The sequence below is a fragment of the Streptomyces sp. CA-106110 genome, from assembly GCF_050936285.1.
Classification (GTDB): Bacteria; Actinomycetota; Actinomycetes; order Streptomycetales; family Streptomycetaceae; genus Streptomyces.
Window position 1 is genome coordinate 1,924,077 of sequence record NZ_JBNJNB010000001.1, and the last position, 12,033, is coordinate 1,936,109.

7 protein-coding genes and 1 pseudogene are annotated in these 12,033 nt (G+C 72.5%); 3 read left to right on the forward strand and 5 right to left on the reverse strand.

Features of this window, described 5'->3' with window-relative positions; all coding sequences use genetic code 11:
• Positions 1–7: 7 nt before the first annotated feature.
• The 4 genes from ACQEXA_RS08975 to ACQEXA_RS08990 are packed head-to-tail and all read right to left on the reverse strand — an operon-like array spanning position 8 to position 8,230.
• Entirely contained in the window at positions 8–1,306 is a 1,299-nt protein-coding gene (locus ACQEXA_RS08975; protein ID WP_433129310.1) for a TIGR02679 family protein, read from the reverse strand.
• The gene (locus ACQEXA_RS08980; protein ID WP_433129312.1) at positions 1,297–5,412 is read right to left on the reverse strand and encodes a TIGR02680 family protein; all 4,116 of its coding nucleotides are present in this window, start codon (positions 5,410–5,412) and stop codon (positions 1,297–1,299) included. Before ACQEXA_RS08980 ends, ACQEXA_RS08975 begins: the two co-directional genes overlap by 10 nt.
• A complete protein-coding gene (locus ACQEXA_RS08985; protein WP_432935390.1) occupies positions 5,409–6,641 on the reverse strand; it encodes a TIGR02678 family protein in 1,233 nt (410 codons plus the stop codon). Before ACQEXA_RS08985 ends, ACQEXA_RS08980 begins: the two co-directional genes overlap by 4 nt.
• Positions 6,638–8,230, reverse strand: coding sequence for a TIGR02677 family protein (locus ACQEXA_RS08990; RefSeq protein ID WP_433129314.1), 1,593 nt, complete (start codon positions 8,228–8,230; stop codon positions 6,638–6,640). The genes ACQEXA_RS08985 and ACQEXA_RS08990 overlap by 4 nt, the downstream gene beginning before the upstream one ends.
• Positions 8,231–9,115: 885 nt before the next feature.
• Between ACQEXA_RS08990 and ACQEXA_RS08995 the strand changes: the two genes are divergently transcribed.
• Positions 9,116–10,213: a hypothetical protein gene (locus ACQEXA_RS08995; RefSeq protein ID WP_432935386.1), complete on the forward strand. Its 1,098-nt coding sequence runs from the start codon at positions 9,116–9,118 to the stop codon at positions 10,211–10,213.
• Between the two features lie 47 nt (positions 10,214–10,260).
• Positions 10,261–10,782 (forward strand): annotated as a pseudogene (locus ACQEXA_RS09000) (protein-L-isoaspartate O-methyltransferase family protein).
• A 5-nt stretch (positions 10,783–10,787) separates the two neighbouring features.
• On the opposite strand, the gene ACQEXA_RS09005 reads toward ACQEXA_RS09000, so the two are convergent.
• Complete coding sequence (locus ACQEXA_RS09005; protein WP_432935384.1) at positions 10,788–11,240, reverse strand: YbhB/YbcL family Raf kinase inhibitor-like protein; 453 nt, start codon at positions 11,238–11,240, stop codon at positions 10,788–10,790.
• 109 nt (positions 11,241–11,349) lie between these two features.
• Here ACQEXA_RS09005 and ACQEXA_RS09010 point away from each other — a divergent pair, with 109 nt between their 5' ends.
• On the forward strand, positions 11,350–11,910 hold the full coding sequence (locus ACQEXA_RS09010) for a nucleoside-triphosphatase (protein ID WP_432935382.1): 561 nt from the start codon (positions 11,350–11,352) through the stop codon (positions 11,908–11,910).
• Positions 11,911–12,033: the final 123 nt, after the last annotated feature.

Sequence of the window (12,033 nt, forward strand, 5' to 3'; positions counted from 1 at the left end):
ACCGGGTTCAGGACCGTCCCCTCAGGTCGGACAGCAGGAGATCCAGTTCTCGCTCCTCCTCGACCCGGATGCCGGCTTCCGCGAGGGCCTCGGCGAGGTCGGGATCCCAGGGGGTTCGGGTCTGGGCCCCGGTGAGAGGTCTGAGCGGGAGCTCCGGGTCGCTCGCGGTCAGGGCCGCACGATAGTCGGCGGCGGAGTAGCGCCAGGGACGCCACGGGACGCGGCGGAGCAGGGCGCCGGCGATCCGAAGGCCGCCCCAGTCGAAGTCGCCGTGATATCGGAGGTCCGAGCCATTGCCGTGCAGGTGGCGCAACAGCGCAAGCGCGGCGGCCGAGGGCTGACCCTGGAGACAGATCAAGGGCGGGCAGGCGGGGCCGAGAGCGTCCGCCGCAGCGGCAAGCACGGCCGGGTTCTCGCAGATCCGTACCACGAGGGAGGTGACGGAGGGTGGCCGTCGGATGAGTTGGCGAAGTGTAAGGATGGAGGGTTCGCCCTCGCCGGCCATCCAGTCGAGGGCGGGAGTCCCCCGCAGGTTCAAGGTGAGGACCGTCGAGGACAACTCGTCCTTCAGTAGGCCCGCCGACGCCCAGGCGTCCCGCCGCCATTCGGCGCCGCTGCCGTCGGCGAACCCGGTCAGGTCACGGATCCCGGACAGCGTGAGGGTGGCCTGCGGGGTGCCGTCGTCCAGAGCGTGGGCCGACCCGAGGACACGGGCGGCGAAGGCAGCCAGCGAGACGGCAGGCTCGACGGGTAGCACGCGCAGCGCGGCGCAGACCCCCGTGAGCAGCGTGTGCACGGCGTCGGGGGTACGGCTCAAGCGCCGGGCAAGTCCGTCCGCCCGCACCCTCGCGGCCCAGGCGGCGAGCTCGGGCCGATCCCGGATGAGCGCGCCGAGGGGCGCGTACGCCCGATCCCAGGCAGCGTCCTCCTCCGCCCTGACCTCGGCAAGCGGGGTGACTGGTCCGGTGAGCGCCGTGACGGCGGCGGCGAGGCCGTCGGGGCTGACGCCCGACCGGCGCAGCACGGCGTCGACCGCTTCCAGCCGTATGGTGAGGGAGCGGCCACCACCGGGGGCTCGGGCCAGCAGCCGTTCGACCGCGGACCGCTGGCCCGGAGTGGGCGTGGCCAGGGAGACGGCGCCGATCAGGGGCTGCCCGGCCACGAGCCGACCGCGTACCCGCTCGACGAGCCACTCGAGTTCCGGCACGCCCAGGAGGCGGCGCAGTCGGGGCACGTCGACCGTGGCGTGCGTGACCCGCTCCGGTACGGCACCGGGCGCCGCGTGCCCGTCGTGCGTCACCTCCACTGTGGCTCCCGCTCCGACCGGCCCGCCACGTCCGGTGCCGGTTGCCGCACGGGGTCGTCACGGCGCTGTCGTCTTGTACCGTCCCACTCCCAGCGGGTAACGAGGACCGCTGCCACGTCGTCGATCCGGGACAGCTGGGCGATGGCGATGCCGGGAACCTGTGGGTAGCAGGCCCATTCCCGTTCGCTGGTCATCACCACGTCGAGGTCGAACGCGCTCAGCAGGCCGAGGCACTTGGCGCGCGAGTCGTCGTCCACGCCGGCGAACGCCTCGTCCAGGGTGACCAGGCGGGGTGCGTATGGGCTGCCCGCGCTGGCGTAGTGCGAGGAGGCGGCGGCGAACAGCGGCACGGACACGGCGAGAACACGTTCGCCGCCGGAGGCGGGCCCGCTGGCCGGGACCCACCGCCCGTGCTGGTGGCGTTCGACGCCGAACTCGTGCCAGGAACGGTAGTCGAGCGCGGCGGTGAGGTGTTCGAGCCAGCTGCCCGAGCCGTCGTCGGACTGCTGACGGGCGATCTGGGCCTGGAGGAACTCGCCGACCGCCGTGCGGTCCTCGGCGGTCCACGCGTCGGCAGACTGACGCAGCCGCTCCCGGGCCTGGGCGAGTCCGGGCGGGGCCTTGCGCGAGGGCCGCCATACCAGCCGAAGTCTCATACCGGTGGAGGTGGGACGGTCCTCCAGCTCGGTGTTCATGTCCCGCACCTGGCCCTCGGCCGCACCGATGAGTTCCTGGAGGGTGCCTGCGACCTCGGTGATCAGGTGGGTTTCGAGGATCTCCCGTTCGTGCGCGGATAGGATGCGGGTCAGCTCGCCGACCTCCGTGGCGAGCGCTTCGGCGAGTTCGGGTACGGCCCGCTCGCGGCCTTGGTACACGATGTCGACGATCATCCCGTCCTCGACCATGCGCGCGGAGGCCCTGTGCCCGTGCCGGGACAGGGTGTCCTGCAGGGTCTTGAGTTCTTCGCTGAGCCGACGCTGGACGCGTTCCCAGGCGGCCTCCGTGTCATCGACCGACGACAGGCCGGTCTCGATGGCGCGGGCGAACGTGATGGCCGGGGTGGCGGCCCAGGGGCTGTCCTCGGCGGCGGGGATCACGAGTTCGGGCAGCGCGACCGCGACCAGGCCGGTGGCGGTGAAGCGCTGGAGCCCGTCGATGGCCTCCGCGCGTGCGCCGACGGCTTCCGTGAGGTCCTTTTCCAACTGCTCGATCCGTCCCTCGGCACGGCCGGCCTCCCGGTCCGCCTCCGCGTGACGCCGTTGGGCGGTTTTCTCGTCGGCCTCGCAGATCCGCTGTGCCTCGGCAGTCTCGGCGAGACGCCGTTCGAGTTCGGCGACGGCCGCTCCGACGGTGGAGCGCAAGGTCAGGTGGCGCTCGTCCGCCGCTGCCGCCTCACGTTCCGCGTCCTCGGCCCGCTGGGTGAGGTCGATGGCCCGCCGCTCCGCGTCGGCCGCCTCGGCGTGCTCGTCGTCCACCTGGCGTGCGGCCTCGGCTTGTTCGCGCACCGCGGGCCACAGGGCGGCCAGCGTGGCAGCCAGGGAACCGAGGGCGTGACGTACGGCGGTGAGTCCGGCCCGGTCGGCAGGCAACCCCAGATCGGTGGCGGCCTCGGTGAGTTCGGTGGCGGCGCGCTCGGCTCGCCCGGCCGCCTCGGTCACCTCGGCGGCGCGCTCCTCACGCCGTCTGCGGGCCTTGCATACGGTGTCGGCTGCGGCGCTCACGAGCGCGTGCGCCCGGGTGAGCGGCGACTCGTCAGGTACGGAGGCGAGTTCGGTGTCAAGTGTGCGACGGCGGCCTGCGATCGCCTCGGAGCGGGTCGCGACAGCTTCCGATTCCTGGCGCAGAGAAGCGAGTTCGATGCCGAGCGCGGCGACGCGGGACCTCCGCGCCGCCTCCCGCGCGCCTTCGCCGATGTACGCGGCGGCGGGCTTGGCCCAGGTGCCGGTGAGCGCGCCGACACGGAAGCGGCCGTCCGCTGCCACCCATGTCCCGGCTCCTTCCCCGCTGCCCAGGCCGATGGCGGCGAGCAGACCGAGCACCGTCGCTTCGCCCAGGGACGCGGCTCGTCCGTCGCCGTGGTCCACGTCCGGGCGCAGCACGTCGGCCAGCGATGGGCCGCTGACCGGTCCGCTCGACGGGGCGAGCAGGACGTCGTGCCCGTTCACGGCGAGGGCGGAACCGTCGGGGAGCACCCAGGCGTCGAGGAGGCCGGAGGCTTCGAGCGCCGCTTCAAGCCCCGCGCGGTCGGATTCGGGCAGGTCGTCACGGAAGTCGACCAGGCGCCACAGCGGGGCGCCCGGAAGCTGTTCGCGAAGGCCGGGGGTGCGGGTGGCGGGGGGCTCGGGCTCGCGTCCGCCGCCGGCTTCCAGTGCGGCGAGCTCCCGCCGCGCCTCGTCCGCGCGCTCCGCCAGCTCAGAGGCCCGGCGGGCGGCTTCGGCCGCCTGGTCGGCGAGGTCCGCCGAGCGGACGGCGTGCGCCCTGCCCGCGTGGACGCGTGCCGGGTAGGGGCCGTCGAGGTGACGGGTCCATTCCTGGAGTTCGTCGAGGAAGCCGGTCTCATCGGGGAAGGCCAGCTCGGTCCAGGTGCGGGCGCGTTCGCGTACGTCGTCCAGGAGCGCCTGTCCGGCCCGCGCCGCGCCCTCTTCCGCCTCACCGTGGGACTCGGCGGCCAGGGCGAGGTCGGTCTCCGCCTCGTCGAGACGGCCCGACGCCCGGCGGTGCGCGGCGGCGGCCTGCTCGGCTGCTGCGAGGAGGCCCTCGACGTGGGCGAGGGAGCGCTCGGCGCGCCCCACGGCGTCCTCGGTGGCGCGCCGCAGTTCGGGCTCGGGCAGCCGCTCGTCCATGGGCAGACCGATGTGCGCGGCGGTGGCGTGCTCCCGTGCCTGGTCGAAGGTCTCCTGGACCCTGAGCCGCGCGGCACGGAGCCGGTTCGCGGCTGCGCCGAGCCGGCCGAGCGCCTTGGTGTGGAAGGCGGTCGCCTGCTCCCGGTCCCCCCGCGCCCGGTCCGCCGCCTGCGCCGTTCGCGTCACGGCCCGCGCGGCGTGCTCCAGCTCCCGGGCGCCACGCATTTCGGGCGCCTCGCGCAGGGCCGTCTCCTGGGCCCGCAGGCGTTCTGCGGATTCCGCCAGGGACCCGATCTCCTCCTCGGCCGCCGCCCGCGTCTCCTCGGCGCGACTCCGCCGCTCCTGCGCATCGGCCAGATCCCGCTGCACGCGCTCGTAGCGGGAGTGTTCAGCCCGCGGAAGCCGTGCCCGGCGGCGGGTGGCGATCCGGGCATAGCGCCGGTAGTGCTCCAGGAAGGCGGAGGCGGCCCGTTCCGCGGCGGAGGCGGCGGCCAGCTCGTCCTTCTCCTCGTCCAGGGAGCGGAATGCCTCGGCCACGTCGGCGATGACGGCCTGGTCCATGGGCGGCAGGGCCTCGGTGAGGGCGCGGGAGAGGGCGGCTTCGTTGGGCCGCTTGGACAGCTGGGGCTGGCGCAGCTGGATGAGCAGGTCGATCAGGGCGGCGTACCGCTGGTCTCCGAGGCCGAACAGTGCTTCGTCGACGGCGCGGCGGTATGCCTTGGCCTGGTCATACACCATGCCGTGCCCGGCGACCGCTTCGGCGAGCCGGTCCCGGGAAAGGGCCGTGCCCGTGGCGTCGAGCAGCCGGAACGTGTCCTCCGTGCGCTCGGTGGAGCCGTGGTCGACGCGTTGGCGGGTGACGGCGTACCAGTGGCGGGCGATGCCTCTCCCGCTGACGGCCTTGAGTCCGCACAGCAGCGTACGGAAGTGCTGCTCGCCGGTCGGGTCGTCGAGCCTGCCGAACTCGACCCACGTATAGCCGAGCCGTTCGGAGTGCGGGTGCTCGCCTCCGAGGAGCAGGTTCCACTCCATCCGTTTGCCGGGGTCGCCGTCGGGTTCGACGCGGCGCGGGCTGAGGTCGCCGTCGAGCAGGAACGGCAGCGTCAGGGCGAGGACCTTGGACTTGCCAGTGCCGTTGTTGCCGCGCAGCAGCAGGCGCCCGTCCCGGAAGTGGAACTCCTCGACATCGTAGTGGAACAGGTCGACGAGCCCGACGCGCAGGGGCTGCCAGCGGGATCGCCGCGGGGTGGGGAGGCGGGTCACGAGGTGGCCTTTCGCTGCGGGGGCACGGAGGCTGAGCCGGGCTCACGGATGACGGTCTCGCCGACCGCGTACCGGGCGAGGGCGGGACGGGCCACGACCGCGTGCGGCGTACGGGAGACCAGACCGAGCGCGGTGAGCCGGGCGACGGCCTGTTCGACGAGCTCGGTCTCCATGCCCGGCTCCCGGGCGGACTTCGACCAGAAGCCGCCGTGCTCGGCGGCGAGTTCGCGGACGCACAGGGCGAGTTCGCCAGCGGTGACCGGCGCCTCGGCGGCGGCGAGATGCTCGGCGAGCAGCAGGGTGATGTGGCCGTGGGTGCCCTGTTCCGGCATGCGGAGGTCGGTCAGGTCGTCGTCGGGGTCGACCATGGCGATCCCCTCGGCCCGCACTTCGGCGACGAGGCCTGTCAGCTCGGTGATCCGGGCGGTGAGGAAGCCTCGCTGCCGGGTGAGGTAGCCGAGTTCGGCGTCGGTCAGGTCGTCGTAGTAGAGCACCGGATCGTCGAGGAGCCTGCGGGTGAGTGAGCGGCGCATGGCGCGGAAGCGCAGCTCGTCGCTGTCCAGGGCGGTTTCCGCGACGAGCTCGGCGAGCCGTTCCTCAAGGTCGTCCGCCCGCACGGTGGAGGGGCCTCTGCGGGTGGCGAGGAGGCCGGCCAGGACTCGCCTTTCCACGTCGTACAGGACGTCGCCCACCCCGCTGACGTACGCCTCCTCTTCGCCCGCGACGCGCCGCAGCACGCCGAGGTCGAGCAGCAGCCGTACGACGGAGGCGAGGTCGAGGCGCTCGTCACGGCGCTCCAGGGCGAACTCGACACCCGCGGCGGCGAGTCGGGGGTCGGCGGCGTCGAGGACGATCTGCTCGGCGAGGCGCCCGAGGGCGATCTGGGCCTCGCCGCGTTCGAGGGCGGCGAGCGCGAGGCAGAACAGGACGTAGCGGCGGCGGGTGAACGGGGCGGCGCCCCGGCTCGCGTCTCGGGCCGGGTGCGTGGGGTCGGTGAGGACGCCGGGAATCTTGCGCAGGCGTGCCGTCTCGGCGTCCACGAGGAGGGACCAGCCCGTGTTGCGGTCGAACCACTCTCGGAGCTCGGGCGCGTGCCGGCGGACGAGACGGAACTCGTCGACATGCCGGCCGCGCGCGAGGAGGAGGGGGTGTTTCAGCAGGGCACGCGCCGCTTTGCGCAAATCGGCGGCGTGCTGGCCGTCCAGCACCTCGGCGAGCGGTGCGGTCATCGGTCGGTGTCTCCCTCCGTCGAAGCGTCCCCGTCCGTGAGGTCGACGATCTCGATGAGGTAGTCCGGCCCGCTGAAGACTCCGCCGGGCGTGCGGACCTCTGCCGTGGTCCCGTCGGCGAGTGCGGTGAGCCTGATCTCCATGGAGCCGTCGTTGCTGGTGGCCACGGTGTGCCGCATCCCGGGCCGCCAGGTGGCCAGCGCGTCTCCGAGCAGCTGGAGGAACAGCCCGAAGGAGGCCGGGTCGAGTTCGCCGAGGCCCGACAGGCGCGTGACGCCGTCGGTGACGAGCCGGGCGCGGGCGGCCGCGGTCTCCGCGGCCTGCTTGGCGGCCGTCTCGGCGAGAGCGCGCCGCCGCTCCTCACGGTCCTCGACCTTGCGGGGCTTGCCGCGCCGCTCGTAACTTCCGGTGCGGCGGAGCTGGGGGCTGATCCGCAGCGGCTCCGCCTCGGCCCACGGGGTGACGGCCGGGACGGGCCGCGCCGCGCGGGCCGTGAGGATGTCGCCGTCGACGGTGAGGTGCCGCGCCGGATAGAGGCCGAAGGCGGCCCGCCACAACCGGTGCCGTGCGTCGTCGTCGGCCGCCTCGGCGAACCAGCGGGCCAGCGTCCGGAAGTCGGCGGACCGGTCCGAGCGCCCCGACCGGCGCTCGTTCAGTGCCCGTACGACGGCCAGGAGCTGCGGGATCGCACCGAGCGCCCGGCCACGCAGGAGCCGGGCCTGCGACTCGCGCCCGTCCCTGCTGATGAACCACGCGCCGAGCCCCGCCCAGCGCACGGCCCACCGCTCGTACACCTCACGCTCCGCGCTCTCGGACTCCTCCGGCGAGGCGTCGGCGGCCTCCCGCCCGGCGGCGGCCCTCAACAGGGACTCCGCCCTTCCGTCCTCCTCCAGCTCCAGGATCAGCCGGGCGATCCTCCCGCCCAGCGTGATCAGGTCCTGGATGAACCGCTCCAGGTACTGGATGAGCCGGTCCTTGTACGCGAGGAAGACCTCCTCCTCGACGTCGTGCAGGTCGATGGTCCTCTGGAGAGATCCCATGAAGGCGCGGGCGTTGTCGGCGAGTGCCGCGAAGCGGCTGGCCAGCGCGTCGAGCGCCAGGTGCGCCTTGGCCGGGTCGGGCTCGTCCTCGGCGGCCAGGACGAGCAGGGCGCACAGGTGGGTGACGATGTCGTGCAGCGCTATGGCCTGGAGTGCGCCGCGGCGGCCGAGTGCCTCGTCGTAGGCGGAGAGGGCCTCCTCAGCTGCCTCACCCTCGCGCGTGAGCTGGTAGATGAACCGCTTCCGATAGAAGTCCTCGACGGCAGTGACCCGGGCCGTGTCTGGATCGGCCCGCAAATTGCCCCAGACGACGAGCTTGTCGAGCGCGGCAACAACGGCCTCGGGTTCGGCAGGGCGGACGTCCGCGGGCAGCGCGGCGTGCACATCCTCAGGACGCAGATGAACCGCGAACCGCTCTTTGGCGACGAGAAATACCCGCATCACCTGACGGTAGAGCGGGGTGTTCGGCACGCTGAGGTGGGCAAAGGGGCCGAATCCGTCCGGCTCGGGTTCCGGACCGGTCGAAGCGGTGGAAACGGTGACGTTCATCGTCGGCCATTCTCCCCCAGGCGCCGCCGCCACCGGCAGGGGCCAAAGGACCTGGCTGATTCACGCCGTCGCGATAAGCGCGGGAGAGAGGCCGACGCGGGACCACACTTGGTGCGGCCGGATCTCCCGCCTAGAGTCCAGCGGTACCCGCCGCTACCCGAGGAACGACAGTCGGACCTGACGCTCCGGATTATCCCGATTCGTGTCCGCCAAACTCCGTTAAGGCAACCCCGACCCTACCGATAGGCCTGCCGCAGCTCCAATGGGTGATCCATGGCACCGATGGGAGGCTGCGGTCCCGGGGCTGTGTCAACCGAGGTCTTGCAGGAGCCGACGGCTGCGGGATCACCCCGCTGTACCCTCGGTCCAGCGCGCGACGCCCTCGAAGGCGTCGAGTGTCTTCCGGCCATATGGACCGAACCAGCTGCAGCAGTCCTGCCCGAGTCCGTCGTAAAGTTGCGCCGCACCACGCGCATCGCCTGAGCGCCCCGTCAGCTCATCCAACTCCATGCGCGCCGCGATGGCCTCCGGGTGGGTGGGCCCGTCCTGGATCCGCAGCTCACGAAGGCGCCGCTCGGTTTGTCGAATACGGCCCAGAAACCGGTATTCATGTGGAGCAAGGCGGCCCCCGCCACGATCTGGTGCACCCGCGCAGACTGCTCCTTCATCCGGCTACGGAGCCCAACTGCTCAGCGGACTGCTGTCCCGGCCCGCGGCTCCGCGGTGCTGGACGGCCTGGTCGCCGCCACCATGCTCACGATGGGCCGGCTGCTGCCGGTGGCGCCTGACCGCCCCGCGTTCCGCACCGCTTTGCGCTCGTCGAGCTCCATCGCCCCCCGGGGCGCGCATCATCAAAGGAGGGGAGACCATCGACGAGGAGTGGCGATGAGGTTGTCGTTCCTTGAATCCCTCTACGCGGAGCCGGGCCCGTTCGCCTCCGTGTACCTGGACACCTCCCGAGACGTCGAGCATCCCGAGCAGGCGATCGCGCTGCGCTGGCGGCGGCTGCGCGAGAGTCTGTCCCGTCAGGGCTCGGACCGGGCGCTGCTGAACGTACTGGAGGAAGTGGTCGGCGCCGACACAGAGGTGCCGGGAAGGCACGGTCAGGCCATCTTCGCCGCCCACGGCACACTCGTCCTGGACGGGGAGCTGCCCAGGCCGCCCGAGCACGACTCCGCGCGCTACAGCACCCTGCCGGACGCGATGCCCCTGGTCACCCAGCACGTTCCGGAGATCCCCTACATGGCCGTAGTCGTCCACTACGGCGGCCTTCCGACCGCCGAGACCCACGGCTGGGTAACTCTGGAGGCGGAGACCGGCACCTGGCCCGTGTCCACCGTCACCCCGGGTGAGCGGCTGCACCGCAGGGTCGCGGTGGCGACCTGGCACCGCACCTCCCTCCGGCTGGGTCACCGGCTGGACGAACGGGCGCGGCGCGCCCATGCCGACGCCGTCGTCGTGGGCGGGGACAAGTGGGCGTGCAACGTACTGATCCGCCGCCTGCCGCACACCCTGCGGGACAAGGTCGTACGCGTGGGCGGCCGGACCCCCACCGACACCGGACGCGCCCTGTTGGAGTCGCAGCTCGACGGCGTCTTCCGCGGTCGCATGGCCGCACACGACCGGGAACTCGTAGACATCTTCATCGGCCGGCGTGCCCTGGACGGACCCATGACGGAGGGGCTGGCCGCCACCGTCGCCGCCCTCCAACGCGGCCAGGTCGCGGCAGTGCTACTGAACCGGCCGCCAGGATCTTCGCTGCGGCTCTGGGCGGGCTCCCAGCCCGCTCAGCTCGCCCTGACCGAGGCGGAGCTGATGTCCTTCGGCGTGCGCGCCCCGCGCGAGGAACTCGTCGACGAGGCCCTCGTCCGGGCCCTCGTCGGCACCGGTGCCGAGCTGGTCTTCGTACCGGAGAGCGAGCTGAGGCTGTGCGAGAGCGTGGGCGCCCTGCTGCGGTACACCGACCCGGGGACCCCGTCCTGACGCCAACGCGCTGCGCTTCCCGGGCGGAGTTCGTCCCCGCGGACGAGGTGGCATCCGCGTACGGGGACACGCCCGTTCCGCTCCCCTACGGGCAGGTGACCACCCAGCCCTCACTGATCGCCATGATGGTCTCCGCTCTCGGCCTCACCGGAGACAAACAGGTCCTGGAGGTCGGGACCGGATACGGCTGGCAGACCGCGCTGCTGGCCCGCTTGGCCGCGTAAGTCGTCAGCGTCGAACGCTGGCCCGGCCTGGTCGACGAGGCCCGCCTGCGGCTGGCCGGGCAGGGCGTCGGCGATGCTGAGGTCGTACTCGGCGACGGGACCCTCGGGATGCCAACCCGTGCCCCGTACGACGCCGTCATCGTCTGCGTGGCCTTCCCGCAAGTGCCAGAGCCGCTCGTGGATCAGCTCCGCACCGGCGGCCGGCTCGTCCAGCCGATCGGGCAGGGCTGGCAGGAGCGCGTCGTGCTGTACGAGCGGCGGGCGCACAACCTGGTGCACCGCCGGACGGTCACCGCGGCCCGGTTCGTCCGACTGTACGGCGCGCACGGCTACGACCAGCGGTGACGCGCTCAGCGCTGATAGGTCCCGACCAGGGTGCCGGAGGCCAGCTCCCTGCCCTTCAGGGCACGGTGCACGTCCTCGACGCCCGGGTGGTCGTGCAGCGGCAGTGGCTCGGACAGGGCGTACAGGCGGAAGAAGTAGCGGTGCGGCCCGTGCCCCGGTGGAGGCATCGGCCCTCCCCAGCCCACGCGGCCGAAGCCGTTGGGCCACGGCAGACCCCCCTGGGGCTTCTGGCCCTCCGCCGCCCCGGTGGCCCCCGGATCGATGCCGGTCACCAGCCAGTGCAGGAAGGTCGTCCCCGGCGCGTCCGGGTCCTCGCACAGGAGCACCAGCTCCGTGGCCTCATGGGGCACCCCCGACCAGGTCAGGGGCGGTGAGATGTTCTCACCCTCCCCGCTGTACCGACGGGGGATCACCGTTTTGTCGTCGAACGCGGTGCTGCTGAGTTCAATTCCGCTCATGCGCGCCGCCATACCCGCAACAGCGGCACCGGCACCGGTCCACACCCCAAAACCCCCGTTCGGCCGAGCCCACCCGGGCCGCCTCTGGAAGCGGGGTGAAAATGGCAGTGTGCCGACAAGGATCCTGCTCGAGGGCCGCCCTGGCGCGGGCAAGACGACCGCCCTGCGTCGGCTGGCCGCGCTGCTGCCCACCCACGCGGCCAGCGGCTTCACCACGGAGGAGATCCGGCAATCCGGCGCCCGCGTCGGTTTCGCTCTGGAGACCCTGGCAGGCCGACGGGAAGTGTTCGCCCATGTCGACCTGCCCGGTCCGCCGCGAGTGGGGAAATACGGCGTCGACCCGGGCGTCATGGAACGACTGGCGCTGCCGTCGCTTCGGCCGGCAGCAACCGAGGAGGCAACAGGGCGGCTGGTACTCATCGACGAGCTGGGGCGGATGGAACTGGCGTGCACGGCGTTCCGGCACGCGGTCGACGCGCTGTTCGTCGCAGAGGTCGACGTCGTCGCCACGGTCCACACGCACCGCGATCCGTTCACCGACGCCCTCAAGCGGCGCACCGACATCGAGGTCGTCCAGCTCACTCCGGCAAACCGGGACGTCCTGCCGGGGGAGCTCGCGGCCCGGCTGCAGCAGCCCCGGACGCACGGAAGGCCTCCCCCTCACGGATGAGAGACCAACCTCCGACCTGCTGAAAGCGGAGTCGGGGCGACAGGATGTGTCGACCGCCCGTCCCGGGATCACCCAGCAACCAGTCGAACTTGTGCTGGGTCAAGCCCGACTCAACCAGCACCA